Origin of the sequence: Dielma fastidiosa, assembly GCF_000313565.1 — a bacterium.
In the GTDB taxonomy this organism is placed as follows: domain Bacteria; phylum Bacillota_I; class Bacilli_A; order Erysipelotrichales; family Erysipelotrichaceae; genus Dielma; species Dielma fastidiosa.
On the sequence record NZ_HE578925.1, the window covers coordinates 102,803 to 128,268 of the forward strand.

Below are 25,466 nucleotides of genomic sequence, written 5' to 3' on the forward strand. Positions count from 1 at the left end.
GGTAAAATCATGGATTGGAATGAAGAAGCAAAGAAATTAGAAGTTTATCAGGAAGCCTTTAAATTGTTTAACGGCATACAGAATAATGCGGCTGAGCTGTTGATGGAATGCCAAATGAATTATGCAGGTTTTCTTGATAACCATCCTGAATTTAAGCCATGTTTTGCTTATGCCGGTGCAAATATGTTTGTTGGCTTGTATCAGCATTTTTTGGAAAGCGCCGGTTATGTCGCTACGATTGACTGGAAAGCGACAGCAGGTCTGTGCGTTTATGCGCTGGCTCGCTGCGGTCTGCCGGAAGCTGAATACCGCAAGCTGGATTTAGACGCGTTAGCGCCTTATGATACACAGGCAATTTTGGCTCGCATCGGCTTGCAGCTGACAGACAGTGATGTACGTCTGTTTCAGATTGCCCCGGAATTTGATGATGTCTTTGTGGCCGGCATCGCGCCTGCCAATGTCATACCGTCATTGATTCAAACCGCCGGTAAAGCTGGGGTTCATATTGTCTGCATCGACCAGGCTTATATCAATGAAAAGAAGATTGATCTTAATCAGGTCTGTGATAAGGCCGATCGTCTAGGCATTGATGCAATTTATCAAAAGGAAGAGAACAATGAAAAACATTATCTGTTTTCAGATGTCCGCTACTCAGAAACCGGCCGTATTCAATTTGAAAAAACACCTTTTGGTGAGCGCTTGAGTCCTGAATGGCTGCATGCGGTGCTGGCTGAACAGCCGGAATTGTTGAAGGCATATCATGAGGGCAAGACGGAGGTTGTCTTAAGCGTTGTCTATGATCCTAATGAAAAGCCTTTGATCTTTAATGATCCTTATTCACGTTTTCATCAATAACCACTGAACACTTCTCAAGCGGAAGTGTTTTTCTTTTATCGAAAGTTGGATGACAATCAATTAAGGGTATGCTACAATGCCATTAAATCAGGTTTACGCAGGAGGCATTTATGATATCATATACATTAACCAAACAGCAGGCCCGAACTTTTTTGTTATTAAAGCATGGTCTGATCGGTGCTTACCGATTTAAAGGCAAAGATGGAATTATAGAATTTATCAAACAAGCTGGCTGCATACAATATGATCCGATTGATGTCTGCGGACGCAGCCCTGAATTAGTCTTATTATCAAGAATCAAGGGTTATAAAAAACAGATGCTTTATGATTTACTTTATAAAGAACGCAGGCTAATTGATTATTTTGACAAAAATCTGGCAATCTTTTTAACTGAGGACTGGAATTATTTCTATTCTGAGCGTCAGCGGCATCGTGCTAAAAATTACGCACAGCCTGAGATTTTTGAAGCATGTGATAAAATAAAAGCTGAAATTGATCGGCGGGGAGCTGTTTGTGCCAATGATTTAAAGATGAATGAAAAGGTTGACTGGTATTGGAGTAAAACTTCACTGGCCAGAGCGGCCTTAGAACATCTGTATTTTATCGGTGATCTTTGTATTCATCATAAGCGGGGCATTTTAAAATACTATGATTTAAGCAATCGCTGCCTGCCAATGTCATTGCTTAATGAACAGACACCATTTAATTCTGAGTATGAGCGTCATAAATGGCTGGTGCTGCGGCGGATTTATTCAGTGGGAATGATGTGGAATCGGGCCAGTGATGCCTGGCTTGGAATTTATGGCCTAAAGGCACCTGAACGCAGTCAAATCTTTAATGAACTTATAAAGGAAGATCAATTGATTGAACTGCGAATTCAGAATATGGAGACTTGTTACTGCGGGGCTGAGGATGCTGAATTAATTGAATATGTGCTGAAGTCACCGCGTTTGCGAAAACGCTGTGAATTTATCGCCCCCTTGGATAATCTGCTGTGGGATCGTAAGCTGATTCATGCGCTGTTTGATTTTGATTATAAATGGGAAATCTACACACCCCAATCAGAGCGCAAATATGGCTATTATGTACTGCCGATTCTTTACGGTATTGATTTTGTCGGCCGTATTGAAGCAGTTTATGATAAAGCAAAACAAGAGCTTACGGTTCATCACATCTGGCTTGAACCTAATGTTCATGACACCCCAGCGCTTCAAGCAGCGATTCAAAAGCAAGTGAGCTTGCTGACACAGTTTAATCAGCAGATGGTAAAAGAATTATAAGTACGGTATTTAAATTTTCAAAAAGGGTACCCAATTCCTATGCTTTTATGGGCGCAGCTTTAGCATGGAAACAAATACACTGAGGTAAATAGATATGGAACAATATTTAAGAGAAACACCTTTATTGGATTTTTCAGCCGCCAATATACAGCGTTTAATAAATGATAAACTTTGGAAACAAGCTGATGAATATCATCGTATCAAGCTAATATATAACTATGTTCGTGATGAAATCTTGTTTGGTTACAATATAGATGATGGTATTCCAGCGTCGAAAGTGTTGGCTGATGGATATGGACAATGTAATACAAAAGGCATTTTGTTCATGGCATTGCTCCGGGGTGTGAATATTCCATGTCGTGTACATGGGTTTATGATTGATAAGAAACTGCAAAAGGGTGCAATGACAGGTATTATATATCGAAATGCTCCCCAAAATATTATCCACAGTTGGGTAGAGGTCTGCTTGGATGGAATATGGTATGAATTAGAGGCATTTATATTAGACAAAGGTTATCTCTCACAATTACAAAATATAAATTCAACTTGTTCAGGTACATTTTGTGGGTATGGTGTAGCTGTTAAGGACTTTCATAATCCGATCATTGATTTTGAGCGAAATAATACCTACATTCAAAGTGAAGGTATAACTCAAGATTTTGGGATTTTTGATTGCCCTGATGATTTGCTTAAAAATTATCATCAAGAAATGTCGCCCTTTAAAGCTTTTCTATATAGAAATTTTGGCAGACACTTAATGAATCACAACATCAGTAAAATAAGAAATGGCAAATGATAAATTCTAATCTGTCAGGCTGAATTAGCTTCACCTTATTGGTATAAGGTGTTATAAACGAGGCAAATGATTTAAGCTCTATTTTAGCTTGCAGGCAACAAAATTAGTGTTTAATTTTGATCTAATAGTGTAAATATTGAAAGAATGCATAAATATCGACTTTTAAGGTTTTGTATATTCTGTGTTTTTGCGCAACCAATGCGGTTTGATGCTTTTTGACACTCATGCGTTATGAGAATTTGAAGATAATTATTTTTTAGAGTAGTTTAACCAGTTTTTATTTTTAACTGTCCTACTTTAAAGGTGTGGTATTATTAAAGCAGTATTAAGTTATGTCCGTGAGCAATAATCAAAATGCGATTTGTATTTTCAACAGAGTGCTCAATATGAATTAAGGAGTGGCCGATGAATATAAAAAAGATGATTGATAACAATTTTAGAGGTAATGTATATATTGTTCAAGACAAAGAGATTTTGTGTGAAAGCTCGACAGGTTTTGCTGATTTAGCAAATGAAGTTCCCAATTCATTAGAAACTAAATTTGCCAGTGCATCAGCAGGCAAGGTGTTTGTCGCAGTAGGCATATTACAATTAATTGATCAAGGGAAAATTAAGTTTGACGATACTTTAGGGAGGCTTCTTGATATTGAATTAAATAATATTGATGTAGATGTAACCGTAAAGCAATTGTTGAATCATACTTCAGGAGTTCCTGATTATTTTGATGAAACTATTATGGAAGATTATGAAGAATTATGGATAGATTATCCTAATTATAAAATTAGGCATAATAGCGATTTGCTTCCGCTTTTTATAGACAAACCCATGATGTATTCTAAAGGTGAGAAATTTCAATATAATAATTCAGGTTATGTATTGCTTGCTATGATAATTGAAAAAGTAACGGGAATGGATTTTGATCAATACCTAAAAATAAATGTTTTTGATGTGTGTGATATGAAATCAACAGGTTATTATGAATTAGACAGATTACCAGCAAAATGTGCATATAATTATATTTATTGTGCAGATACAAATGATTTCCGCACAAATATCTTTTCTGTTGATGTAAAGGGAACAGGAGCGGGCGGAGCTTTTATCACTGTAAAAGATATTATCAATTTTTGGCTTGGTTTATTAAACGAAAAGCTGATTTCAAAAGAATTAGTATCTGAGATGCTTAACAAACAAAGCGGGAACGGCATGGACACAGAAGAAGGCTTTTATGGCTATGGTGTATGGATTATTGATAATCCAAAGGGGAAGGATCTTGCGTATTTTCAAGGCTGTGACCCGGGAGTAAGCTTTCTTTCTGAATATAATCCCAACAATGGAATTATTTCTGTTTTGGTAAGCAACTATGGTGATAATGTTTGGCAAGAAATGCGAAAAGTTAGAGAAAAGCTTTATGAATAACCGTTTGTTTTAGGCAGTTAAGCAAGCAAAACCAAAATTTTACTTAAATTTCATTATTCTGTTATAATAATTTAAAGAACAATTTTTATAAATAGAATCAGTAAAAAATAAGAAAGCGGAGGAAAAAGTATGGGATTATTTAAACGATTCAAAAAGGCAGCCCCTCAAATCGATACACAGCTGTATACAGAAGCTGAAGTAAACGAATTGGAAGCTTATATCAATCAGCATTTTGGCGAATTTGATCAGGTTTTTCATGAGCTTGTATCACCAGATATTCATGTCGATATAGCGATTATTCCGCCAAATGCTGATAGAAATTATTATCGGCTGATTACAATGGGAATGGGGGCACATCGGATGAATGTTCCTTCTGCCCTTGATGAATATGAATTAAATTATGCTGAACTGATGATTGATTTACCGCCGGATTGGCTTGTTCAGGATGATGATGAAAATAATTACTGGCCGATTCGCTGGCTGAAAATCTTGGCGCGCCTGCCAATCGATTCAGACACTTGGCTGGGTTATGGGCATACGATAGCGGCGGGTGAAAATCATGAAACCTTATCGGATAACAATCAGTTTGAGGGTGTAGGCTTGATCAACGCGATGGATGAAAACGGGAAAGAGGCTGTTTTAAGAATGAAAAATAAAAAACTGGTTCATTTTTACCGCATGATTCCGCTTTATGGCGCTGAAATGGATTTTAAACTGCAATGTGAAGATATTGAACCTTTACTGAAACGTTTTGATACAGCAGATCAATCGCATATTGTAAATATTCATCGCAAAAATTATGGACTGCTGTCTGCAAAATAAATTTTCAAATACATATAAAAATAAACAGCTGAGGATACACGTTCTCAGCTTTCTTTTACTAATTTTCGTCAATTTAATTGGATAAAAGAAATCAGGAGCGCTTCATAGATATCGCAGATAAGCTATGTTATCATTCTATCAAAATGTAATAAAGTGAAATCGTAACATTAGTTAATCAAATTTATCAATGCCAATTTCTTCACATATTATGTTAAAATAGAATTAAATAATCGTTGATGAAGATTGTTGAGGTGCAAATGATGAAAAAGAAACTATATGCGGGATTAGCTGGTTTGTTTTGTGTCTTTTATTCGTCGCTCTTCAATTGGTATGTATGGCAGAAATTTATTCATGATTTCTTTTATAATACATTCCATATTGAACAATTTTTAGGACTGCGGATGGATTCGATTATTTTAATCCTGTGTGCTGTTTTAATGTGTGTGTTTGGTGTTTTGGGATATGACAATAAATACATTAAGAAAAAATATGGTATTCCTGTGATCATTGCTTTTGGTTTCTTGCTGTGTATATTGGCATGTGCGAGATAAGGGGGAATCAGTGGGGGATTAGGATTATTCTGTTAAGATAAGGAGCGCTGGTTATGAAAGTGAATGATTTTTCAAAACGTTTAGGTATCGGCAGCAGCAAGGTGCGTTATTATGACCGCATTGGTTTAATTAAAAGCGGCCGCTGCGAAGCGAATAATTATCGTGATTTTACTGATCTTGATGCGCTGAATATTTATCATGCTCAGATGCTGAGGAGCTTTGATATGAGCGTTCAGGAATCTTTGGCAGCTAAGCAGAAGGGGCTGACGCAGATCAGTGGCTGGGTTGAAGAGCATGCGTTAGAGCTTGAAGAATTAATTCGGCAGGAAGAGATGCGGCTTTTTCGTCTGCGGGAAATGCAGGACTATTTCACAATGATTCAAGAATCAAAGAGCTTGCTTACAGAGCATTTGCTTGATGATAATTATAATGTTTTTAATTTTGGCAGCTGTGCGAAACCAGATGCAGTTACCTTAAAGGCGATTGAACAGCTTGCGGAGGCAATGCCGTTTTCTTATATCGCAATTAAAGTATCAAAAGCGAGCTTATTTGATGAACAGCAGCCATTGGCGGTCAGCATCGGGCTTGGTATTTTAGAGCGTAATCGTAAAAAGCTGGGTTTAGAGCTGCCATCTCAGATTGAGAAGACAAGAAGCCGTAAAATCTTGCAGATTTTGATTTTGAGCGCTGATCCTTTTCATCTGCAAAGGCATGAGCTGGCCCCTTTGCTTGAAGAGGTTAAACGCCGCGGGATTGCTGTGAGTGATGATATTGTCGGCAGAATTTATATCAGCTATCAGGAGAATGGCACTTTTATACATGGTATTGGCTTGAGCGTACCTATTGATAATGAAAAATAAATCATTCACAATTCCCTTGACCTGTTAGCTGCTAACAGGTTTAAAATACAATTATTCCAAAGGGAGGAATAGAAATGAAAAAGTTACTGCTTTCTGTAACACTGGCTTTAGGCATGGTTGTCAGCCTAGCTGGATGTTCCAACACAACAGGCAATGAAACGAAGGATAATACTTCGGTTTCAGGTGTGTTTACTGGTACTTCTACTGGTATGCAGGGTCCTGTTACGGTTGAAATGACAATCGAAGAAGGTAAGATTACCAAGGTTGAATTGACTGAATGTCATGAGACTGCTGGTCTTGCCGATGTTGCTCTTGAGCGTATTCCCGCACAGATCGTCGAGCATCAGACAACGACATTGGATACTGTGACAGGTGCTACACTGGCGAGCAACGCAATTATGCGGGCAGCGAATGAAGCTGCTAAAGCAGCTGGTTTAGATACTGATACACTGGCTGCCAATGCATATCACGCACAAGCAGGTGAAGATGAAAAATGGAGTGCTGACGTTGTTGTTGTCGGCGGCGGCGGTGCCGGTTTAAGTGCAGCCATTTCGGCGGCACAGCAGGGCGCTAAGGTTATCCTTGTTGAAAAAAGCTCATTCTTGGGCGGTGACACAATGATGGCCGGCGGTGCTTTCAATGCGGTTGATACAGTTGCTCAAGGTGAACGTGTATTATCTGAAGCACAAAAGCACACAATGGATTCTTATCTTGAATTATCAGCAAGTGATGAAGCTCTGCATTTTGATCAGTTCCCAGAATGGGCTGAAGTATTAGCACAGCTGCAAAGTGATATCAATGATTTCTATGCAGCGAATGCAGGCAAGACAGCCGGTGTCGATATGCCTGGCTTTGACAGCATCTCATTACATATGTGGCATATTTATGTAGGCGGTCTGCGTCAGATGAATGACGGCACATGGATTGCTTCTGACATTGATTTAGCCCGCACATTAGCTGAAAGTGCACTTGATTCTTATGACTGGGCAGGTTCTTTAGGTGTAGGTACTGCATCTCATGAGGGTGCCGGTGAAACACTGTATACCGTATTAGGCGCCATGTGGCCAAGAACGCATGCTTATACAGCCGGTGTTCCTTTGATTCAAGTATTGAAGGATGCAGCTGAAGCTGAGGGTGTTACCATTTATACAGAAACTGAAGCAACTAAACTGCTGACTGATGAAAATGGCAAGGTAAACGGTATTGAAGCTGAAAAAGCGGACGGTACTAAGGTTACGATTGATGCTGCGAATGGTGTTGTACTTGCCAGCGGCGGTTATTGCGCAAATCCTAAGATGGTTAAAGAATATGATAATTATTGGGGTGATGATCTGACTGATCACACTTTGACTACTAATGTCGGCACCAATACTGGTGATGGTATTGTCATGGCAATGGAAATCGGCGCGGCTACGGTTGATTTAGGTGTATCTCAGCTGATGCCTTCATCTTCACCAATTAAGGGTACGATGACAGACGGTATCTGGGCTGATGCTTCAGAACAAATCTGGATTGACGGCAACGGCAAACGTTTTGTTAACGAATATGCTGAACGTGACGTTTTAGCTAAGGCTTCACTTGAATTAGATAACGGTATTTTCTATATCATTTATGCAGGCAGCGGCACACAGGAAGCGGATGGCTTATGCAAGGGTACATCACTGGATGCGGGTCTGTTTGGTACAACGGTTCAATCAATGGTTGACAATGGACATGTATGGTATGGTTCTACTTTAGCTGAATTGGCTGAGGCTACGAAGAATGCAGCCGGCGGTGCAACGCCAGCATTCACTGAAGAACAGCTGCGTGAAGTAATTGAAACTTATAACAGTTATGTAGCAAATCAAAGTGATCCTGATTTCGGTAAGGAAGTATTAGCAGGGGCTATCGATCTTGAAACAATTGAAAATGATCCAAGTGTTGGTATCGTTATCTCTCCTCGTAAGGCATCTTTACATCATACAATGGGCGGTGTTGTAATCAATACAAGCGCTGAAGTATTAAATGAAGAAGGCAACGTCATCGAAGGCTTATGGGCTGCCGGTGAAGTTACAGGCGGCGTTCATGCGGGTAACCGTTTGGGCGGCAATGCAATTGCTGATATCTTCACATTTGGTCAGATTGCCGGTGAACATGCCGGTGCTGCAAAATAGCATATGAAATAAACCTCTCTGTCATGGAGAGGTTTTCTAATCCTTGACAGTTAAGCTGATTTAGCTTAATATTAAAGTCAAGTGACTGAGATTGAAAACTAATGCAAAAAAATGTTGACTTTAGTTATCAGCTCATGTATACTTAACAAGTAAAGATTACGTGGAAAGTAGAAGCACCCCTTCTCACCTGATGGCTGAAGTCATAGGTCAATGCGACGAACGATCAAAAGAGATCAATGTTGATAGCGGGTGCAGACTGTACCCGCTTTTCTTTTGTACACTAAAATGGAGGTGTCGGTTATTAATAAAAAAGTGATTCCCAATAATGTGAACGATGATTTAGTTAATGAGAAGATCAAATTTAAAGAAGTTCTGGTTATTGGCCCTGAAGGTGAACAACTTGGAATTAAACTACGTCGTGAAGCATTAGAAATAGCTTATGACAAGGAATTAGATTTGCTATGTGTTTCGCCTAATTCTGTTCCACCGGTTTGTAAGATTGTAAACTATGGTCGTTACCGTTTCGAACAACAGAAGAAGACTAAAGAAGCAAAGAAAAAACAGCATGTTACAGAAGTAAAACCTTTACGTCTGTCACCGGTTATTGACAAACATGACTTTGAAACCAAACTGCGTCAGGCACGCGGCTGGCTGGAAGACGGCATGAAGGTCAAGATTGACATGCGTTTCCGCGGCCGTCTAATTACGCGTCTAGAAGTTGGTAAAAAGATCATGGACAGCTTTGTAGAAGAATGTCAGGATATTGCCAATATCGAAAAGAAGCCATTGCTGGAAGGAAACACAATGTCAACCGTATTGGCACCGAAAAAGAAATAAATACTAGGAGGGTTATTGATATGCCAAAAATGAAAACACACAGAGGACTTGCAAAACGTGTAAAAATGACAGGTTCTGGTAAATTGAAAAGAAGTCATGCTTTTACATCTCACCGTTTCCACGGAAAAACTAAAAAGCAAAGACGTCAATTAGCTAAGTCAGGATTGATCAACAAGACTGATTACAAGCGCATTAAGTTAATGCTGATTAAATAAGGTAAATAGGAGGAATAAAAGATGGCAAGAGTTAAAGGCGGAATCGTATCACGCAACAGAAGAAAAAGAACATTAAAATTAGCTAAGGGCTATTTTGGTTCAAAACATTTATTATACAGAACTGCACATGAACAGGTAATGCGTTCACTGCGCTATGCATACAGAGACAGAAAACAATTGAAGCGTGAAATGCGTAAATTATGGATTGCACGTATCAATGCTGGTGCTCGTTTAAATGATATGAGCTATTCTACATTAATGCATGGTTTAAAAGTGGCTGGTATCACAATCAACCGTAAGATGCTTTCTGAAATCGCTATTCATGATCCTAAGGGATTCACAGCAATCTGCGATAAAGCTAAAAAAGCATTAGAAAAATAAATCCTTTAACCTCTGAGCAATCAGAGGTTTTTTCTTTATGGTAAATGATAAATTTTATAACTGCATCAACCTTTTTAGCCAACTGTTTGAGAACGTGGTATAATATTTATAAAGAAGAGGTTCAAAACCATGAATGGAGGAAGATTTATGGACAAAAAGATCATTATTACGATTGCCAGAGAATATGGCAGCGGCGGCCGTGAGATTGGCAAAAAAATCGCCGATAAGCTTAAAATTCCTTTTTATGATAAAGAATTGATTACGATGGCAGCTAAAGAGAGCGGCTTCAAGCAAGAAATGTTTGAAAAGAATGATGAGCAGGTAGATTACAGCAATAATTATTTGACTGCCATCGGTTATGTGCTGGGTTCTCCGATAGCTGGTTTAACGGATATTTCAATGAATGATGAGCTGCATCAGATTCAGGCAAATGTAATCCGTCAGCTGGCAGAGAAGGGAAGCTGTGTGATTGTCGGCCGCTGTGCAAATTATGTGCTGCGCAATGATCCATCACTGGTATCCTTGTTTATTACCGGTAAAACGGAAGATAAGATTCTGCGGGTTGTGAATGATTATCATACGGCGTCTTTGGAGGATGCGGAAAAGCTGATGGAAAAGACGGATAAACGCCGTGGCAATTATTATAATTATTATACGAATCAGGATTGGAAGGATGCCCAGCATTATGATTTATGTGTAAATAGTTCTGTGCTGGGAATTGATAAAACGGTTGATTTGATTTGTGAGTTTATTAATTTAAAAGCATAAAATAATGAGAACAGGCTGATTTTAAGGCCTGTTTCTTGCTTTATCTGCTGTATAAATGAGTGATGTAAGCGGTTTACAAGAAAGTTTTTTCATAAATTTACTGAAAAGAGTTGACAAATGCTTCACTTCAGCATAAGATAGGGACATACAAAAAACGTATAGAGGCAGCGATGCATCAGAGTAATCAGCGGAGTCGGCGGACTGTGAAGCTGGTGAAAGGTAACCATCGCCGAAAGAGAGCTTTGGCAAAGGCTTGTCTTGGGGTTATAGGGAATACCTATAACACTCCTTCAGCAATGAAGAGGAGCTATTAGTACTCGATCGGTAATTAGAGTCGTGCTAATAGCGCGGCTTTTGTATTTTAGAAAGAGGGACAAAAACATGAAAAAATTATTAAGCGTATTTATGGCAGCAATGCTGCTGGCTGGCTGCAGCTCAACACCAGCAGACAACAATCAAGGGGATGCAAAGGATACCTTTACTGTAGGTATGGAATGTAACTATGCACCATTTAACTGGACAGATCCTCAGGCTAGTGATTTCAATGTCGCAATCAGCGACGGCGGTTATTGTGATGGTTATGATGTTCAGATTGCCAAAGCGGTGGCAGAGAGCTTAGGTAAAGAATTAGTCATTGCGAAGCTGGATTGGGATGCACTTGAACCATCATTAAATTCAGGTATTATCGATGCGATTATCGCCGGTATGACAGATACTGCGGAACGCCGTCAGAATGCTGATTTCACAGAACCTTATTATCAGTCACAGATGGTTATGGTTGTCTTGAAGGATGGCGCTTATGCGAATGCATCAACACTTGACGACTTTGCCGGTTCAACCATTCTTGGTCAGATGAATACAATGTATGATACAGTTATCGATCAAATCAAAGATGTTAAGCATGCGACACCGTTAGAATCATATCCATATATGATCATGTCATTATTAAATGGAGAGGTTGACGGTATTACTGCTGAAACACCGGTAGGACAAGGCGCTGTAGCGGCACATCCTGAGCTTGCGTTGGTTGAATTTGATGAAGGCAAGGGCTTCAATATTGATTTAAGTGATACAGCTGTATCCGTTGCCGTTAAAAAAGGGAATACTGAATTACTTGAAGGAATCCAAAAAGCATTAGATGGTATCAGTGAAGAAGATCGTTCATTGATGATGGAAGCAGCGACAACGCGTCAGCCTGCTAACGAATAAGATAGAAAGAGGACGGTACGAATATGAATTTGATAGAAGTTATATCAGTGACTAACCCAAATATGATCGTTGATGCCTGGAATGTATTTATCAAATATAAATCATTGCTTCTCATTGGTGTAAGAAATACACTGATCGTTGCGCTGATAGGTACGCTGGTGGGTTTGCTGATCGGGTTAGTGATTGGCGCCATTCGTGCCGTAACCCAGAATAAGGAGGCAAGTGATTCTGCCTTTATAAGGATTATTAAAAAAATTGGTTATCTGATTACCAGTATTTATGTATCCATCTTCCGAGGTACACCGATGATGGTACAGGCAATGTTTTTGTTTTATGCGCTGAAACCGATTTTGAACTGGAATCCGATCAGCGCGGCTTGTGTGATTATTTCAATCAATACCGGTGCGTATATGGCGGAAATTATCCGTTCTGGTATTCAGTCAGTAGACCGTGGACAAAGTGAAGCCGCCCGTTCAATCGGTATGACATCGATTCAGACGATGCGTTATGTTATTCTGCCGCAGGCTATTAAGAACGCATTCCCGTCAATCGGCAATGAGTTTATCGTTAATATTAAGGACAGCAGTGTTCTGTCAGTAATCGGTTTCTCAGAGTTATTCTGGCAGGCAAAAAGTATTGCCGGTTCAACGTTCTCAACAAGTGAACCATTCTTAGTTGTTGCGGTAATGTATTTTATTCTGACTTACGCGACAGCGATGCTTCTGAATTATTTTGAAGGCCGTATTAATCATACTAAATCAAGCTTCCCAGCTTCTCAGACTGTGGAAGATTCAACATACTAGGAGGTTGTCAAATGGAGAATATTATTGAAGTCAATCATTTACGCAAAAGCTTTGGCAGCCTTGAGGTATTAAAGGATATTAACTTTAATGTTGAAAAGGGCGAGGTAGTTACCGTCATCGGTTCTTCTGGTTCTGGTAAATCAACAATGCTGCGCTGCATCAATCTGCTTGAGACGCCGGACAGCGGTGAAATCCTGGTAAATGGCGTCAATGTCATGGAGGGAGATATCAATAAGCACCGCAGTGAGGTGGGAATGGTTTTCCAATCCTTTAATCTATTCAATAATTATACTGTGCTTGATAACTGTGTGCTCGGCCAGACTAAGGTTTTGAAGCGTTCACATAAGGAAGCGGTTGACAAGGCACATCAGTATCTGAAAAAGGTCGGCATGGATGAATTCGCGGATAAACCTAGTACCTTATTGTCTGGCGGTCAGAAGCAGCGTGTCGCGATTGCCCGTGCTTTATGCATGGATTGTGTGGTACTGCTGTTTGATGAACCGACCAGTGCGCTGGACCCGGTAACCGTCGGTGAGGTGCTTGATGTTATGAAGCAGCTGGCTGATGAGGGCTTGACTATGGTTGTGGTTACTCATGAAATGGGTTTTGCCAGAGATGTCAGTGACCGCGTCGTGTTCATGGAAAACGGTGTTATCGTAGAAGAAGGCAAGCCTGAGGATATCTTCACGGCGCCTAAGAGTGAAAGTCTGCAGCGTTTTCTAGGCCGCTTTATTAATCAAAATTAAGATGCTCCGGCATCTTTTTTTTCAATGGAAAGCGTGCTAGAATGGATGAAGATAGTTGGAGGAGCTTATGAAAATGGAAGTAAACAGAGATTTGATTGTCGATATTACAAGAGATTTTATTAATACGCCTTCACCGGTGAGCTATTATGATGAAATTCATCAGCTGCTTGAAAAAACCGCGGCACGATTTGGCTGTGAGGTCAGCTATGACCGCAAACGGACGGCTTACATCACCTTAGCGGGTGAGGATGATTCAAAATGTGTTTGTGTCGGCGCGCATTTGGATACGCTGGGCATGATGGTACGTCAGATTAATCGTGATGGAACGATTATGACCAGAGCCTTAGGCGGCGTCAGCTATGCCAGCTTGGAGGGCGAGAGTGTCATTGTCCATACCCGTAATGGTCAAAAATACAGCGGCTTGATGATGTGCAAATCACATTCCGTTCATGTCTTTGATGATGCCCGTACTGTTGAACGTGATGAAAACAGCATGATGGTCATTCTCGATGAAGAGGTAAGCAGTGATGAAGAAGTCTATGCGTTAGGCATTGAGCATGGTGATATCATATCGGTAGAACCGCGTTTTCAGCTGAGTGCTTCAGGCTATATTAAAAGCCGCTACATTGATGACAAAGCCGCGGTCGGAGTGGTATTCGGCATGCTGGATTATCTTAAGCAGCATCAATTAAAACCTAAGTATAAGACCTTATTGGCATTTCCTATTTATGAGGAAATCAACCATGGCGGTGCTTATGTGCCTGCGGAAGTCAGTGAATATGTAGCTATTGATATCGGCTTGATCGGCCCGGATTATCATGGCAGCGAACATAAAGTTTCCATTTGTGCCAAGGATGCTTTTTCACCTTATGACCGCGGTTTAACAACTAGAATTATCGAACAGGCCAAAAAGGTTGGAGCCGATTATTGTGTTGATATTTTTTACCGCTATGGCACTGATGCGAATGCGGCAATCCGTGCCGGCAATAATCTGTATGCGGCTGCGTTTGGCATGGGCTGTCTTTGTTCCCATGGAATGGAGCGCACCCACATAAAAGCTCTTGAGGAAACTACAAAATTATTGATTGCTTATGTATTAGATTTATAGAAAAAGAAGGATCGCATCCAAAGGACAGCACCCATAAGGAAGTAATTTAGTAACCGCAGGGCGGCATAGTCAAAAGCTATGCCGTTCTGCTTTTTCTCTGCCTTTCAATGGTCTGCTTATCCTCGTCTGTTCCAGTTCTCCGATAAAGTTCCAGACAATTTCTATCCACTGTCTGCGGTGTCCGGTGGACTTGTCCGGCGCATAGACTATGATTTTCTTCACAAACTTATTGACGATAGTAGGCGCTAATTCCCGTATTCCCACTTACTTGCGGTAAACAGAAGAGAAGCTGTCAAAATCCGTCTTGTCCATCTGAACAAAATGTTAAAATAGTTTTCCACTGTTTTCTGTACCCCATTGACACATACTTTCCATAATTGGGAGCAAAGAACGACCTTTATTAGAAAGACTGTATTCAACCTTAGGTGGAATTTGCGGATACTCTTTTCGGATAATAAGACCATCTGCTTCCATTGCTTTTAATTCCGTACTTAAAGTTTTGAATGTGATTGTTCCGATTTTTCGTTGCAATTCATTGAAGCGAATTGCTTCATATTCAACAAGCCAGTAAAGAATGACCAATCTCCATTTTCCGCCAATCATGGATAGGGTATAGCCAAATGGTGTATCAGTTAAAGACTCTATTCTCTTTTCAAATTTTTCCATACTCATAGTAGATACTTTCCTTTACGATAGTATTTGTCAAAAAAGTGCGTACTTTTCTTTTTGACACTTTATATATAAAATAACATAAAGAGATAAATCAAACAAGGGGTGCGAACTTTTATGAAGAAAAAAATTTTGATTATTTTGGGTGGCGGACGTTCAAATGGAAATACGGTACAGTTAGCTAAAGCATTTATGAGAGGAGCCACAGAAGCCGGGCATCATGTGCAATTTATATCATTGAATAATATAAATGTGAATGGTTGTTTAGGCTGTAATGCTTGCCGCTATGAAAAGCCTTGTGTACAAAAAGACGATTTTAATTCTCTTATTCCAAAGATAAAAACAGCAGACTTAATTGTATTTGCTTCACCCTTATATTTCTGGACTATATCATCAAAAATCAAAGCATTCATTGAACGCTTTTACTGCATAGCAAAGCAGGATGAAAATCCACCTTTGGGGCGGTATGAAAAATACCCGATACACGATTGTGCTTTGCTTATGACTTCTGCTGATAACTTTTTTTGGACGTTTGAGCAGGCTGTTTCTTACTACAAATTTACGTTGATAAATTATATTGGTTTTCAGGACAAGGGTATGCTGCTTGCTGGTGGCTGTGGTAATACAAATGGTAAACCGCAGATACATTCAACAAATTATTTAAGAGAAGCGTTTGAATTTGGAAAAAGAATATATGAAGATGAAGAAATGTACAGAAATAAAGGAGAAGAAGATGAAGAAAGTGAAAATAACTATTTTGAAAACTATGTTAAATGTTGAACTTGCAAAAGAATATGGTGTTGATGGTCTGACCGTCTGCCCTATGATGAAGGAAGGGCAGGTTTTCTTTGCTGACTATGCGAAGCCAGAAGGGTTTTGCGATGAAGCATGGAAAGCTATTTATCAGTATGTTTTTGCTCTGGCACATGGAATGGGAAAAGAGTTATTTTACTACGGCGACTGGATAAAAAAACCCGGTGTCGCCATTTGCAGCTGTAATGACGGATTGCGACCAGTTATTATGAAACTTGAAGCTACTGAAGATGAAGCGGAAATTAATTACACATCAGTTAGATAGAAAAATCAAACAACAACAAAACCGTTACTCTGACGGAAAACGATTGTTGTGATGTTAAGCGGCGGCTTTCATAAATCACAATCAAAGCCGCCGTTTTCCTTTTCAAAATGAAAATACGGAGAGTGTATTAAAATTGCCTGTTTTTAAGAATTTGACGGTATTAAATGCTCAAAAGCATTGGAGGTATGCTATGTCCTTTTTCTATATATCGAACACTATGAAATCATCAAAAAAAGCCTGTCTAATTCAACGGGATATTATGACTATAAAGATGAACACACATATCATGTAGTATGTTTTAATAATTCGTATTACTCAGCGCCTATACAGTTTTCTATCGTATGGGCGCTTGTTGTAATAGCCCCCTACTGGGAAGAAAGGGGGTGAGAAAAATGAGTTATTCCGAAGAATACAGGGAACATATTGAGTACGCCTTTGCAGCCTTTTGTAAAATCGTTCTCCGTAACGCCGCCATGTCTGCCTATCGGGATATTGGCAGAAAATGGAAGCACGAAATCTCTCTTGATTATCTCATGGACGAACAATATTATAACCCGTCTACGACAGATAGCTACTTTGAAGAATCGATAAAACTAACACAACCGACGGAATTTGTAGTGTGTGGAGAGATAATCGAAATTGAAGATGAACGATTAGCAAAAGTGTTTTCCACTTTGCCGAAACTGCGACAGGAAGTTTTGGTACTGTATTTCTTCTTGCGATATACGGATAGGAAAATCGGAGAAGTGTATGGCAGAAGCCGTACAACGGTAAACTACTGGAAGTTAGCCGCATTGAAGCAGCTAAGAAAAGAATGGGAGAGATTGGAGCATGAGGAACGAAAAGCTGATACCTTTTGAAGTGCTTGAAAAAGCGGTTGCCAAAGAGCCGGAAGCTATACACTTTGTCTTGTGCCATTACAGAGGATACATAAAATATCGGTCTGTATTTCAAGGGCATTTTAACGCCGATATACAAGATAGATTAGAAGCACAGCTAATTAAGGCAATCTTTCAGTTTCGCTTCGACAGGTAGGAAATAGCAAAGCCAAAGAAAACCGTCAAGGATAAAATACACGCTTCGCGTCCTTGACGGTTTTCTCTGTCTTTGTTGTTAGGCAACTAAGAGGGGGCAATCGGATAAACTGCTTGCCCCCTCTGTAAATTATCCTATATGTGAAAACGGAATGTCTGTATTTTCCTTTCCTTTCGCTTCCGTTCCGTGAGTTTTGTTATTAGGGAAAGAATTATTGGAAAGGAATATTTGTAATTCTTTAATCTTTATTTTATATATCTTTATTTAATTGCATTGGATTTTCCAACGTTGGAAAATTTAATATAGGTAGATTTAATATCGGACAATTTGACGCTTTTATAAAACGACTGAATTTCGGGTAAGAATGTTACGCAGTAGAGGGCAAAATCCCCTTGATTTATGCGGTTTTCAGATCATGAAAATTATATAGCCGATATTTTATACTTAAACCCTCAAAATTGGCGTTCTACTGCGTAACAAAAAGCAGAGAGCTGGCTACTTATGAAAGTGATTTACTCTCTGCTTTGCTGCACTTGTTTGTCGGCCGTTAGATTAGTTCGTTTTTAAAACTTCCTTATCGGCATTCATCCAATTTTGCGGTCCTTTATGATTTGTTAGCTACCAGCGCGCGCAAGGCTTGATATTTATCCTTGGCGATATCCAGGTAAACTTGTTCATGACGGGATTCAGCCATCATCATAGCCCAAGTACACCAAAGGACATCTTCAAAGATTTCCCATTCTTTCAGTTGATTTAAAAGCAGAATGTCAGGAGCAGCGTTAAAGTAAGCGAGATAAAACCGCTGCCGCAGCTCTTCATCAAAAATTTGATTTTCACTGAGAAATGAAATGACATCAAAAAGCGGATCATTCATGGCCGCGTATTCATAATCAATCAGATATAGCCGATCTTTTGAAAATAAGAGATTGCCGCTGACCAAATCGTTGTGACAAAGCACCTGATGCTGATTCTGACTGGCAATCTCACGCATCCTTGCCTCATAACAAGTTAAATCATAGATTGGTTTCTGCACGTGAGCTTTATATTGCAGATAGCGCTCATATGGATCGAAGGCATAAGGGCAATGTAAGTCTGCCTGATGGAATTTTCTGAGCAGCCGGCCGACCTGTTCAATTTTATCCTGGGCGGTGCAAGGCTCATATTCCTGACAGTCAGGGATAAATTCTGTAATCTTGATGCCGCTTTTTTCATCGTAATAAATAGTAGGTACGTCAAAGTCCAGATTTTGAATGGCTCGTAATGCGGCTGTTTCGTGGCTTCGGCTGACTACCTGTTCGTTATCGGCACGGGGAACTCGGACAATATAAGCCTGATTTTTTGTTTCAGCATAGTAATTATGGTTGGTCAATCCTTTTTCATATCGTTCAAAGCGAACTAATTCACCAAGGATCTGTTCAATCGTATTTTTAAGTTTCATAAAATCACCTGTACCAATGATAGCATATTTGACTGAATTTTAGTATAATAGGGCGTAGAGAATTGAAGAAGGTGAAGGTATGAAGGTCGTGCTGACTACTTTAAATGCAAAATATATCCATAAGAATTTAGCTCTGCGCTGGCTTTATGTAACCTCGCCGATCAAGGAGCAGGTTGTATTAAAAGAATTTACCATCAAGGATGCTCATGAAAAGGTGCTTGACTGGCTGATTGCACAAAAGGCGGATGTTTACTGCTTTAGCTGTTATATTTGGAATATTAAGCAAACCCAGCTCTTGATCAAGGATTTGAAGCGGCAGCATCCATGTACGGTTTTAGCCGGCGGCCCTGAGGTGACTTTTGAATCAGAGGCTCTGCTTCAGGAGGGCGTTGATGCCATTAGTATCGGTGAGGGAGAATTGAGTGTTTGGGAGTATATCCAATCCATCATCGATCAAAATCCGCATCCTATATTAGGGATAAATACATTGGCTTATCCTGATACGACGTATGCTTACAGTGATCTGACGTTTAATGAAGCGTGTGAGAGTCCTTATTTTCTTCCTTTTGATGAAGCGGATATGGATAAACGTTATTTATATTTTGAAACCAGCCGCGGCTGTCCGTATGGCTGTGAATACTGTCTCAGCTCAACGGATAAGCGGGTGCGTCAGTTTTCAGAGGCTTATATCTTTAAAGAACTCGCGAAGATCAGTCAAAGCAAGGTACGTCAGGTAAAGTTTCTTGACCGTACCTTTAATACAGATCCTAAACGAGCATTGCGGATTGCCCGCTACATCAATGAACATTGTACTGGGCAAATTTTTCAGTTTGAGGTGGTAGCGGAAACCCTGAGTGAGGAGCTGCTTGATTTCTTCATCAATGAGGCAGACAAAAGCCGTTTCCGCTTTGAGGTAGGTGTTCAGTCATTTAATGGCAATACATTAAAGGCGGTAGGCAGAATTCAGAATAATGAACGGTTAAAGGAAGTCATTCACCGCATGCGTGAGGCAGGTCTTATTCTTCATGTAGACTTAATTGCGGGTCTGCCTTATGAGGGCTTAGCTTCCTTTAATGCTTCTTTTAATGAATTGTTCTCCTTAAAAGCGAGTGAGCTTCAATTAGGAATCTTAAAGCTGCTTAAGGGTACCAGCCTGAAACGAAAAGCTGAATTGTATGATTTTGATTATGACAGCGATCCGCCTTATGAGATTTTATCGACGAAGTGGCTCAGCAAAGAGGAACTTTGCAGTATTAACCATACAGCCTTGGCGGTTGAGAAATTTTGGAACAGCGGTAAATGCCGCAGGGCCATCGATACTTTTTTAGAGCTAAAGCTAAGGGAGAACGCGTTCAGCTTATTTATGGCTTTAGGTCAGCGCTTAGCTGAATACGAACGGCGCTATCATGACCATGATTTGTTTCTGATTCTGAAACAGGAACTGAGTGATTGTGATGAAAGACTTGTAGAGGCTGTCTTAATGAATGATTATATGCGTTTGTTTAAACAAAAGCCAAAACGATGGAATACATATCGTGTTGATCACGAAACGATGAAGCATTGTTTTCAGCTGCTGATTGATGCTCATGAGAGCAGTCAGAATGAGCTATACCATTATGGCTGTGTGGAGTATGCGTATTCAGAGGGAATTTGTTACCAAGTATGTGTTTATAATGCCAGTCAGACTTATCCAAAACGCTGGCTGATTAAAGAAAAGGAAAGGATTGAGAAAATATGAAAGAAATATTAATTGCCACAAGCAATCTGCATAAAGTTGAGGAATTTAAGAAAATGTTAGAACCGTTAGGCTATACGATTAAAAGCTGTCTGGATCTCGATGAACCAGTAGAAATTGATGAAACCGGAACGACATTTGAGGAGAATTCTTTGATTAAGGCACGGACGCTTCATGAGATGTTTCATACCGCGGTTATGGCTGATGATTCTGGCTTAGCGGTTGACGCGATGGATGGGGCACCTGGTGTATACAGCGCACGTTTCATGGGGCATGATACGAGCTATACGGTAAAAAACAATGCGATCATTGAGGCGGTTAAAGGAAAACCGCGCGGGGCACAGTTTGTCTGCGCGATTGCTTATGTTGAGGAAGATGGCACTGAGCATGTGTTTAAAGGTGTAGTTGAGGGTGAAATCGCAGAGACAATTATCGGTGAGCATGGCTTTGGCTATGATCCGATTTTCTACTATCCGCCTTATGGCACCACCTTGGCAAATGTGAGTGATGAAATGAAAAATGCCGTATCACACCGCGGCCGCGCATTGAAACAATGTGTGGAATATCTTGAAGGAGGCAGATAAGATGATTCATGTAGTTTTATATGAGCCGGAAATTCCTCAAAATACCGGTAATATGATGCGTACATGCATGGCAGCCGGATGTAAGCTGCATCTGATTGAGCCCTTAGGCTTTTCACTTGATGAACAGCATCTGCGCCGTGCTGGCATGGATTACATCAGTGAATTAGATTATGAAATTCATAAATCATGGGATGATTTTGTTAGTAAAAATCCTGCTGAGCATTATTATTATCTGACCCGCTATGGCAAGAAGGCACCGTCACAGTTTGATTTTACTGAATGCAAGGGTGATCTGTATTTTATCTTAGGGAAGGAAAGCACCGGTATTCCTAAATCCATTTTAAGCAAGGATCTGGATCATTGCATGCGTTTGCCGATGAAGGCCAGCGCCCGTTCGCTGAATCTGTCCAACTGCGCGGCAATCATTGTCTATGAAGCGCTGCGGCAGCTTGATTATCCAGGCTTGAGCCGGGTTGAAGTAATTAAAGGTGAAGATTGGATCTATGAATAGGATTGATGCCTTTTTAAATACCCGGGCTAAACGCAGCTGTCTGTTTTCACTTATCCTTTATGGTCTTTTATGTTTTATTACAGCGCTGCATGTTTATTTGGGAATGGTAGTCATTAAAGCGGCAACCTATGAACAAATCGTATCGTTATTGAATATGAAAATTGTTCAGCTGGCTTTTTTGGGACGGATGGTGCTTAGCTTTATCTCAACAACATCGATTTCACTCTTGCCGCTGCTGTCAACCTTCTTCCGTTCATTATATTTATATGAAATTTTATTCTTTTTATTTTCGATGATTGTTATTTTCAGTCATGCTAAAACACGGCTTGAAAAGAGTCTGAAAAAGATGACTTGTCTGAATTTGTGTGTCTTTTTGCTGATTTGTGTGCTGTTTGCGATTGCGGCGATGATGGCGATGAAGTCCGGTTCCTTATTTTCCGGCTTCTCATTAATTCACTTATTTGGTTATGGCTTAATTGCCGCTAATGGTCTCTTATTGATTCTGGATGGCTTTGCATTTTGTCAGATTTTGCTGATTGATTATCCTCAGGCGATGGCTTATGATGTCATCGAGGAAATCCAGTGAATACCCTGAAACGGGCGGCAATCGGCTTGTTTTGTCTGCTTCTTTTAGTTGGCAGCATCATACTCGCGGTATGGATTGTGCGTCCGCAGTGGCTGCAGCTAAAGCCGGATGAAAAGGTTGAAGCGGATCACGAACCGGAACCAATCAAACCCGTTGAACCCAGTAAACCGGTGATTGTGAAAACCCGGGCTGAGGAACTGCTTTCGGAAATGAGTCTGGAAGATAAAATCGGTCAGATCTTTTTTATCCGCTGTCCGCTTGATGAGGAGCTTGAATCCGTGATGGAATTGCAGCCCGGCGGTGTGATTTTATTTGGCCGAGACTTAAATGGAAAAACCAGTCAGGAAGTGATCGATAAGAATGCGCTGCTGCAGTCTATGAGCAAGCTGCCTTTACTGATCGGTGTTGATGAGGAGGGTGGTATTGTTAATCGTGTCTCCTGGAATCCAGCCTTAGTGCCGACGCCTTTTCCAAGCCCGCAGGCATTATATAATGAAGGCGGTCTGGCCGAGGTCAGTCAAGACGCTAAAACTAAGAGCAGCTACTTGCTGGCGCTTGGCATCAATGTAAATCTAGCGCCGGTAGCCGATGTGACTGATAATCCTGAGGATTATATGTATCCGCGAACGGTTGGCTTAGACAGTGAGGGAACAGCCGCTTATGTGGCAGCGGTGGTTGATGCGATGAATGAGATGCAAATCGGTTCCTGTCTGAAGCATTTTCCCGGCTATGGCAGCAATATCGATACTCATGAAGATATTGCCGTTGATGAACGGGCAAAGGAAGTTTTTTATAATCAGGATTTTATTCCCTTTAAAACGGGTATTGACCATCAGGCGCCAGCCATTTTAGTCGCTCATAATATTGTCACCTGTTTTGATGAGCTGCCGGCTTCCTTATCGCCGACGATTCATGAATTATTGCGCAATGAACTCAATTTTCAAGGTGTTATCATGAGCGATGACCTATCAATGCAGGCAATCCGTAAGTTTACCGATGAAAAGGAACCAAGTGTTGAGGCATTTCTGGCGGGCAATGATTTACTCATCATCACTGATTTTAAAGCTGGGGCAGCGGCAATGAAGCAGGCAGTTGATGAGGGCAAGGTCAGTGAGGAGCGCTTAAATGAATCAGTGCTGCGTATTTTAAACTGGAAGCTGTCATTAAATTTGATGGATTAAAAAAAGTCACAGTGAATATTCACCATGACTTTTTTTCAATGTTTGAACTCTATTAATTAGAATTCTTTTAAGTTAGATAAGTTAGTTGACTCATCGCCATCGTTGATACCACGGATATGACGAGCGCCATCACGGCCAGTAAATGGCAGAGCGTTTTCAATCATTCCGTTTTCAACAGCTTCCAGTGCTTGTTCGTAATCGTATACTTTACCAGTATTTGATTTAAATTCCTTTAAAGTACCATCAGGGTTACGACGTGCAGCTACAAACTTTTCTTGCTTAGAGCTTTCTTTAGAAGATTTTTTCATTTTTTTTTACCTCCTGATGTTATTGTAGACAAAGCTAAAATCATTATCCAAAATTGATGTTGAGAAATTTTGGAAAATTTATTAATGTATAGAATTAGTGAATTGCTGCATTATTTAGGATAGCCATTGTGTACTTCGTTTGAATTTTAACTGCTTTTATCGTATAATATCAAAAGAGGTGATTTGATGATTGAAAATATTAATGACTTATTGTCGATCTTATGTCTGCTTGGACTAATCGGCGGCATTGCTTTTATATCCATCAATCATCTGCTTCAGAAAAGGCTTAAAAAGAAAAGAACACTGGCAGGTAAGTTTTACCGCGAATGGTAGAGGAGGATTTCATGTTTTTACAAGCAATTAAACCAGCTAATGGACCGGAAGCAATCGGACCCTATTCACCGGCTGTAAAATTAGGTGATTTCGTATATGTATCCGGACAGCTGCCGGCTGATCCAAAAAGCGGCGATATTGTTGGGACAACCATTAAGGAACAGACTCAACAGGCTATCGCTAATCTTGAAAATGTATTAGCTGAAATGAATTTGGAATTGCGTCATGTCGTTAAGACAACGGTATTTATGAGTGATTTGAATGAATTTAATGAATTTAATGAGGCTTATGCTGAGGCATTTACCGCTCCATATCCAGCCCGCAGCTGTGTGCAGGTAGCCGCGCTGCCTAAGGGTGCTAAGGTGGAAATTGAATGTCTGGTTATCGATACGTTGATTTATGAACAGCAGATGGCAGCTTCAAGCTGTGGCGGCTGCTGCGGCGGCTGTGGCTCTGAAGGCGGCTGCGGTTCTGATTGCGAAGGCTGTCAATAAAGTGCAGAAATGCACTTTTTTCTTATATTAATCAATTTCCGAGGCTTTTGAATCATAATCTTACAGTTAATTGTAAAAATAAAGTTCTCGCTGTGCAGTTCCATGGTACAATGGTACTGTGCGAGGGAGAAAGGGGAATGTAAGATTATTTACTTTATTAAAGGTAACGATGAAGAGTGTACCATTATTTATGAAGACTTAAAGTGGGGGAGGGTTGAAACAGAGCATATAGACTGTTCGGCATTGAAGCTGATCAAGGCAATATGCGCTCATCATGAGCTTGATTTTGATGGCTGCCGCAAAGCGGTGTCAGTGAATCATGGCTTTAAACAGAAAATACCGGTATTTATTAAAGAGAACTGGCTGCTTCTTTATCCCTTAACCGCTTTACGGGATAAAAACAGTATCTGGATCAATTATTATGCAGTTAGGCGTATCAGCGGCAATGCTGAACAATCAACGCTTGCGTTTGGCCGCCGTGCTTCTTTTTCAGAAAGAATGATTCAGCGGGCATTGGCCAAGCCTGATCAGCCAAAATCGAAGGCGAGTTATAGCTTTGCGTTTGATGTGCGGATGATCCGCCAACAGACTGAGCGATGCCGCCGTGTGGATGATTTTGTCAAACAGCGCCGTTATGAAATCTTAGATTAGCTTAATCAGCAGACGCACTGTCAATTATTTACCAAGGCTCGCACAATGATGGGGAAATTTTTT

General features: G+C 40.2%; 32 protein-coding genes, 1 riboswitch and 1 other annotated feature. Of the genes, 28 read left to right on the forward strand and 4 right to left on the reverse strand.

The annotated features are described in order from the left end of the window. The first annotated feature begins 9 nt into the window (after window positions 1-9). The 16 genes from DAHG_RS06190 (at window position 10) to DAHG_RS06265 (ending at window position 14,800) form a co-directional block, all read left to right on the forward strand. Complete coding sequence (locus DAHG_RS06190; RefSeq protein WP_022937474.1) at window positions 10-855, forward strand: DUF6630 family protein; 846 nt, start codon at window positions 10-12, stop codon at window positions 853-855. 110 nt (window positions 856-965) lie between these two features. Then, the gene (locus DAHG_RS18950) at window positions 966-2,135 is read left to right on the forward strand and encodes a winged helix-turn-helix domain-containing protein (RefSeq protein ID WP_022937475.1); all 1,170 of its coding nucleotides are present in this window, start codon (window positions 966-968) and stop codon (window positions 2,133-2,135) included. 94 nt (window positions 2,136-2,229) lie between these two features. Beyond that, on the forward strand, window positions 2,230-2,931 hold the full coding sequence (locus DAHG_RS06200) for a transglutaminase-like domain-containing protein (RefSeq protein ID WP_022937476.1): 702 nt from the start codon (window positions 2,230-2,232) through the stop codon (window positions 2,929-2,931). A 405-nt stretch (window positions 2,932-3,336) separates the two neighbouring features. After that, window positions 3,337-4,347 (forward strand): serine hydrolase domain-containing protein, encoded by a 1,011-nt coding sequence (locus DAHG_RS06205; RefSeq protein ID WP_022937477.1) that lies wholly within the window; start codon window positions 3,337-3,339, stop codon window positions 4,345-4,347. 129 nt (window positions 4,348-4,476) lie between these two features. Next, complete coding sequence (locus DAHG_RS06210; protein WP_022937478.1) at window positions 4,477-5,169, forward strand: suppressor of fused domain protein; 693 nt, start codon at window positions 4,477-4,479, stop codon at window positions 5,167-5,169. A gap of 257 nt (window positions 5,170-5,426) precedes the next feature. Continuing rightward, window positions 5,427-5,720, forward strand: coding sequence for a hypothetical protein (locus DAHG_RS06215; protein WP_146211906.1), 294 nt, complete (start codon window positions 5,427-5,429; stop codon window positions 5,718-5,720). 53 nt (window positions 5,721-5,773) lie between these two features. Next, window positions 5,774-6,580, forward strand: a complete 807-nt coding sequence (locus DAHG_RS06220) for a MerR family transcriptional regulator (RefSeq protein ID WP_022937480.1) — start codon at window positions 5,774-5,776, stop codon at window positions 6,578-6,580. A gap of 74 nt (window positions 6,581-6,654) precedes the next feature. After that, the gene (locus DAHG_RS06225) at window positions 6,655-8,733 is read left to right on the forward strand and encodes an FAD-dependent oxidoreductase (protein WP_022937481.1); all 2,079 of its coding nucleotides are present in this window, start codon (window positions 6,655-6,657) and stop codon (window positions 8,731-8,733) included. Between the two features lie 159 nt (window positions 8,734-8,892). Continuing rightward, window positions 8,893-9,013 (forward strand) — a sequence feature (ribosomal protein L20 leader region). 5 nt (window positions 9,014-9,018) lie between these two features. After that, complete coding sequence (gene infC / locus DAHG_RS06230; RefSeq protein ID WP_022937482.1) at window positions 9,019-9,570, forward strand: translation initiation factor IF-3; 552 nt, start codon at window positions 9,019-9,021, stop codon at window positions 9,568-9,570. Between the two features lie 20 nt (window positions 9,571-9,590). Further along, on the forward strand, window positions 9,591-9,785 hold the full coding sequence (gene rpmI, locus DAHG_RS06235; RefSeq protein ID WP_022937483.1) for a 50S ribosomal protein L35: 195 nt from the start codon (window positions 9,591-9,593) through the stop codon (window positions 9,783-9,785). A gap of 21 nt (window positions 9,786-9,806) precedes the next feature. Further along, window positions 9,807-10,166, forward strand: coding sequence for a 50S ribosomal protein L20 (gene rplT / locus DAHG_RS06240; protein WP_022937484.1), 360 nt, complete (start codon window positions 9,807-9,809; stop codon window positions 10,164-10,166). A 147-nt stretch (window positions 10,167-10,313) separates the two neighbouring features. Then, window positions 10,314-10,934, forward strand: a complete 621-nt coding sequence (locus tag DAHG_RS06245; protein ID WP_022937485.1) for a cytidylate kinase-like family protein — start codon at window positions 10,314-10,316, stop codon at window positions 10,932-10,934. A gap of 151 nt (window positions 10,935-11,085) precedes the next feature. Further along, window positions 11,086-11,252: riboswitch (Lysine riboswitch) on the forward strand. Between the two features lie 63 nt (window positions 11,253-11,315). Then, window positions 11,316-12,143, forward strand: a complete 828-nt coding sequence (locus tag DAHG_RS06250) for a transporter substrate-binding domain-containing protein (RefSeq protein WP_022937486.1) — start codon at window positions 11,316-11,318, stop codon at window positions 12,141-12,143. Between the two features lie 23 nt (window positions 12,144-12,166). Beyond that, window positions 12,167-12,946, forward strand: coding sequence for an amino acid ABC transporter permease (locus DAHG_RS06255; protein ID WP_022937487.1), 780 nt, complete (start codon window positions 12,167-12,169; stop codon window positions 12,944-12,946). 11 nt (window positions 12,947-12,957) lie between these two features. Then, a complete protein-coding gene (locus DAHG_RS06260; protein ID WP_022937488.1) occupies window positions 12,958-13,692 on the forward strand; it encodes an amino acid ABC transporter ATP-binding protein in 735 nt (244 codons plus the stop codon). A gap of 73 nt (window positions 13,693-13,765) precedes the next feature. Beyond that, entirely contained in the window at window positions 13,766-14,800 is a 1,035-nt protein-coding gene (locus DAHG_RS06265) for a M42 family metallopeptidase (protein WP_110370616.1), read from the forward strand. A gap of 69 nt (window positions 14,801-14,869) precedes the next feature. Here the strand turns inward: DAHG_RS06265 and DAHG_RS20865 are convergent, their stop codons facing one another. Beyond that, window positions 14,870-15,064 (reverse strand): DUF4368 domain-containing protein, encoded by a 195-nt coding sequence (locus DAHG_RS20865; RefSeq protein WP_205408105.1) that lies wholly within the window; start codon window positions 15,062-15,064, stop codon window positions 14,870-14,872. 60 nt (window positions 15,065-15,124) lie between these two features. Beyond that, entirely contained in the window at window positions 15,125-15,472 is a 348-nt protein-coding gene (locus DAHG_RS06270) for a winged helix-turn-helix transcriptional regulator (protein WP_022937490.1), read from the reverse strand. 114 nt (window positions 15,473-15,586) lie between these two features. Between DAHG_RS06270 and DAHG_RS18955 the strand changes: the two genes are divergently transcribed. The 4 genes from DAHG_RS18955 to DAHG_RS06290 all read left to right on the forward strand — a co-directional run bounded on the left by DAHG_RS18955 (window position 15,587) and on the right by DAHG_RS06290 (window position 17,582). Further along, window positions 15,587-16,249, forward strand: coding sequence for a flavodoxin family protein (locus DAHG_RS18955; RefSeq protein WP_022937491.1), 663 nt, complete (start codon window positions 15,587-15,589; stop codon window positions 16,247-16,249). After that, the gene (locus DAHG_RS06280) at window positions 16,203-16,547 is read left to right on the forward strand and encodes a TIGR04076 family protein (protein WP_022937492.1); all 345 of its coding nucleotides are present in this window, start codon (window positions 16,203-16,205) and stop codon (window positions 16,545-16,547) included. Before DAHG_RS18955 ends, DAHG_RS06280 begins: the two co-directional genes overlap by 47 nt. Window positions 16,548-16,939: 392 nt before the next feature. Then, a complete protein-coding gene (locus tag DAHG_RS06285; protein WP_022937493.1) occupies window positions 16,940-17,407 on the forward strand; it encodes an RNA polymerase sigma factor in 468 nt (155 codons plus the stop codon). Continuing rightward, window positions 17,379-17,582, forward strand: a complete 204-nt coding sequence (locus tag DAHG_RS06290; RefSeq protein WP_022937494.1) for a helix-turn-helix domain-containing protein — start codon at window positions 17,379-17,381, stop codon at window positions 17,580-17,582. Before DAHG_RS06285 ends, DAHG_RS06290 begins: the two co-directional genes overlap by 29 nt. Before the next feature lie 604 nt (window positions 17,583-18,186). On the opposite strand, the gene DAHG_RS06295 is transcribed toward DAHG_RS06290, so the two are convergent. Beyond that, window positions 18,187-19,020 carry a phosphotransferase gene (locus DAHG_RS06295; RefSeq protein ID WP_022937495.1) on the reverse strand — a complete coding sequence of 278 codons (834 nt, stop codon included), beginning with the start codon at window positions 19,018-19,020 and terminating at the stop codon, window positions 18,187-18,189. Between the two features lie 79 nt (window positions 19,021-19,099). On the opposite strand from DAHG_RS06295, the gene DAHG_RS06300 reads away from it, so the two are divergent. Genes DAHG_RS06300 through DAHG_RS18960 form a run of 5 tightly spaced genes read left to right on the forward strand, consistent with a single transcriptional unit; the run spans window position 19,100 to window position 23,617 of the window. Next, window positions 19,100-20,758 (forward strand): B12-binding domain-containing radical SAM protein, encoded by a 1,659-nt coding sequence (locus DAHG_RS06300; protein WP_022937496.1) that lies wholly within the window; start codon window positions 19,100-19,102, stop codon window positions 20,756-20,758. Next, on the forward strand, window positions 20,755-21,339 hold the full coding sequence (gene rdgB, locus DAHG_RS06305; protein ID WP_022937497.1) for an RdgB/HAM1 family non-canonical purine NTP pyrophosphatase: 585 nt from the start codon (window positions 20,755-20,757) through the stop codon (window positions 21,337-21,339). Before DAHG_RS06300 ends, rdgB begins: the two co-directional genes overlap by 4 nt. 1 nt (window position 21,340) lies before the next feature. After that, window positions 21,341-21,850: a tRNA (cytidine(34)-2'-O)-methyltransferase gene (locus tag DAHG_RS06310; protein WP_022937498.1), complete on the forward strand. Its 510-nt coding sequence runs from the start codon at window positions 21,341-21,343 to the stop codon at window positions 21,848-21,850. Further along, window positions 21,843-22,436 carry a hypothetical protein gene (locus DAHG_RS06315; RefSeq protein ID WP_022937499.1) on the forward strand — a complete coding sequence of 198 codons (594 nt, stop codon included), beginning with the start codon at window positions 21,843-21,845 and terminating at the stop codon, window positions 22,434-22,436. Before DAHG_RS06310 ends, DAHG_RS06315 begins: the two co-directional genes overlap by 8 nt. Next, a complete protein-coding gene (locus tag DAHG_RS18960; RefSeq protein WP_022937500.1) occupies window positions 22,433-23,617 on the forward strand; it encodes a glycoside hydrolase family 3 protein in 1,185 nt (394 codons plus the stop codon). The genes DAHG_RS06315 and DAHG_RS18960 overlap by 4 nt, the downstream gene beginning before the upstream one ends. A gap of 56 nt (window positions 23,618-23,673) precedes the next feature. Here the strand turns inward: DAHG_RS18960 and DAHG_RS06325 are convergent, their stop codons facing one another. Continuing rightward, the gene (locus DAHG_RS06325; RefSeq protein ID WP_022937501.1) at window positions 23,674-23,925 is read right to left on the reverse strand and encodes a DUF3892 domain-containing protein; all 252 of its coding nucleotides are present in this window, start codon (window positions 23,923-23,925) and stop codon (window positions 23,674-23,676) included. Window positions 23,926-24,111: 186 nt separating this feature from the next. Here DAHG_RS06325 and DAHG_RS21110 point away from each other — a divergent pair, with 186 nt between their 5' ends. The 3 genes from DAHG_RS21110 (at window position 24,112) to DAHG_RS06340 (ending at window position 25,403) form a co-directional block, all read left to right on the forward strand. Beyond that, complete coding sequence (locus tag DAHG_RS21110) at window positions 24,112-24,258, forward strand: hypothetical protein (protein ID WP_022937502.1); 147 nt, start codon at window positions 24,112-24,114, stop codon at window positions 24,256-24,258. A gap of 11 nt (window positions 24,259-24,269) precedes the next feature. Continuing rightward, a complete protein-coding gene (locus DAHG_RS06335) occupies window positions 24,270-24,752 on the forward strand; it encodes a Rid family detoxifying hydrolase (protein ID WP_022937503.1) in 483 nt (160 codons plus the stop codon). Window positions 24,753-24,854: 102 nt separating this feature from the next. Next, window positions 24,855-25,403, forward strand: coding sequence for a competence protein ComK (locus tag DAHG_RS06340; protein WP_084744394.1), 549 nt, complete (start codon window positions 24,855-24,857; stop codon window positions 25,401-25,403). The last annotated feature ends 63 nt before the right edge of the window (window positions 25,404-25,466 follow it).

What these genes read in the sequence shown, in the direction of transcription:
- DAHG_RS06190 (WP_022937474.1), top strand. Translation starts at nt 10, where the DNA reads ATGGATTGGAATGAAGAAGCAAAGAAATTAGAAGTTTATCAGGAAGCC.
- DAHG_RS18950 (WP_022937475.1), top strand. Translation starts at nt 966, where the DNA reads ATGATATCATATACATTAACCAAACAGCAGGCCCGAACTTTTTTGTTA.
- DAHG_RS06200 (WP_022937476.1), top strand. Translation starts at nt 2,230, where the DNA reads ATGGAACAATATTTAAGAGAAACACCTTTATTGGATTTTTCAGCCGCC.
- DAHG_RS06205 (WP_022937477.1), top strand. Translation starts at nt 3,337, where the DNA reads ATGAATATAAAAAAGATGATTGATAACAATTTTAGAGGTAATGTATAT.
- DAHG_RS06210 (WP_022937478.1), top strand. Translation starts at nt 4,477, where the DNA reads ATGGGATTATTTAAACGATTCAAAAAGGCAGCCCCTCAAATCGATACA.
- DAHG_RS06215 (WP_146211906.1), top strand. Translation starts at nt 5,427, where the DNA reads ATGATGAAAAAGAAACTATATGCGGGATTAGCTGGTTTGTTTTGTGTC.
- DAHG_RS06220 (WP_022937480.1), top strand. Translation starts at nt 5,774, where the DNA reads ATGAAAGTGAATGATTTTTCAAAACGTTTAGGTATCGGCAGCAGCAAG.
- DAHG_RS06225 (WP_022937481.1), top strand. Translation starts at nt 6,655, where the DNA reads ATGAAAAAGTTACTGCTTTCTGTAACACTGGCTTTAGGCATGGTTGTC.
- infC (WP_022937482.1), top strand. Translation starts at nt 9,019, where the DNA reads ATGGAGGTGTCGGTTATTAATAAAAAAGTGATTCCCAATAATGTGAAC.
- rpmI (WP_022937483.1), top strand. Translation starts at nt 9,591, where the DNA reads ATGCCAAAAATGAAAACACACAGAGGACTTGCAAAACGTGTAAAAATG.
- rplT (WP_022937484.1), top strand. Translation starts at nt 9,807, where the DNA reads ATGGCAAGAGTTAAAGGCGGAATCGTATCACGCAACAGAAGAAAAAGA.
- DAHG_RS06245 (WP_022937485.1), top strand. Translation starts at nt 10,314, where the DNA reads ATGGACAAAAAGATCATTATTACGATTGCCAGAGAATATGGCAGCGGC.
- DAHG_RS06250 (WP_022937486.1), top strand. Translation starts at nt 11,316, where the DNA reads ATGAAAAAATTATTAAGCGTATTTATGGCAGCAATGCTGCTGGCTGGC.
- DAHG_RS06255 (WP_022937487.1), top strand. Translation starts at nt 12,167, where the DNA reads ATGAATTTGATAGAAGTTATATCAGTGACTAACCCAAATATGATCGTT.
- DAHG_RS06260 (WP_022937488.1), top strand. Translation starts at nt 12,958, where the DNA reads ATGGAGAATATTATTGAAGTCAATCATTTACGCAAAAGCTTTGGCAGC.
- DAHG_RS06265 (WP_110370616.1), top strand. Translation starts at nt 13,766, where the DNA reads ATGGAAGTAAACAGAGATTTGATTGTCGATATTACAAGAGATTTTATT.
- DAHG_RS06270 (WP_022937490.1), bottom strand. Translation starts at nt 15,472, where the DNA reads ATGAGTATGGAAAAATTTGAAAAGAGAATAGAGTCTTTAACTGATACA.
- DAHG_RS18955 (WP_022937491.1), top strand. Translation starts at nt 15,587, where the DNA reads ATGAAGAAAAAAATTTTGATTATTTTGGGTGGCGGACGTTCAAATGGA.
- DAHG_RS06280 (WP_022937492.1), top strand. Translation starts at nt 16,203, where the DNA reads ATGAAGAAAGTGAAAATAACTATTTTGAAAACTATGTTAAATGTTGAA.
- DAHG_RS06285 (WP_022937493.1), top strand. Translation starts at nt 16,940, where the DNA reads ATGAGTTATTCCGAAGAATACAGGGAACATATTGAGTACGCCTTTGCA.
- DAHG_RS06290 (WP_022937494.1), top strand. Translation starts at nt 17,379, where the DNA reads ATGAGGAACGAAAAGCTGATACCTTTTGAAGTGCTTGAAAAAGCGGTT.
- DAHG_RS06295 (WP_022937495.1), bottom strand. Translation starts at nt 19,020, where the DNA reads ATGAAACTTAAAAATACGATTGAACAGATCCTTGGTGAATTAGTTCGC.
- DAHG_RS06300 (WP_022937496.1), top strand. Translation starts at nt 19,100, where the DNA reads ATGAAGGTCGTGCTGACTACTTTAAATGCAAAATATATCCATAAGAAT.
- rdgB (WP_022937497.1), top strand. Translation starts at nt 20,755, where the DNA reads ATGAAAGAAATATTAATTGCCACAAGCAATCTGCATAAAGTTGAGGAA.
- DAHG_RS06310 (WP_022937498.1), top strand. Translation starts at nt 21,341, where the DNA reads ATGATTCATGTAGTTTTATATGAGCCGGAAATTCCTCAAAATACCGGT.
- DAHG_RS06315 (WP_022937499.1), top strand. Translation starts at nt 21,843, where the DNA reads ATGAATAGGATTGATGCCTTTTTAAATACCCGGGCTAAACGCAGCTGT.
- DAHG_RS06325 (WP_022937501.1), bottom strand. Translation starts at nt 23,925, where the DNA reads ATGAAAAAATCTTCTAAAGAAAGCTCTAAGCAAGAAAAGTTTGTAGCT.
- DAHG_RS21110 (WP_022937502.1), top strand. Translation starts at nt 24,112, where the DNA reads ATGATTGAAAATATTAATGACTTATTGTCGATCTTATGTCTGCTTGGA.
- DAHG_RS06335 (WP_022937503.1), top strand. Translation starts at nt 24,270, where the DNA reads ATGTTTTTACAAGCAATTAAACCAGCTAATGGACCGGAAGCAATCGGA.
- DAHG_RS06340 (WP_084744394.1), top strand. Translation starts at nt 24,855, where the DNA reads ATGGTACAATGGTACTGTGCGAGGGAGAAAGGGGAATGTAAGATTATT.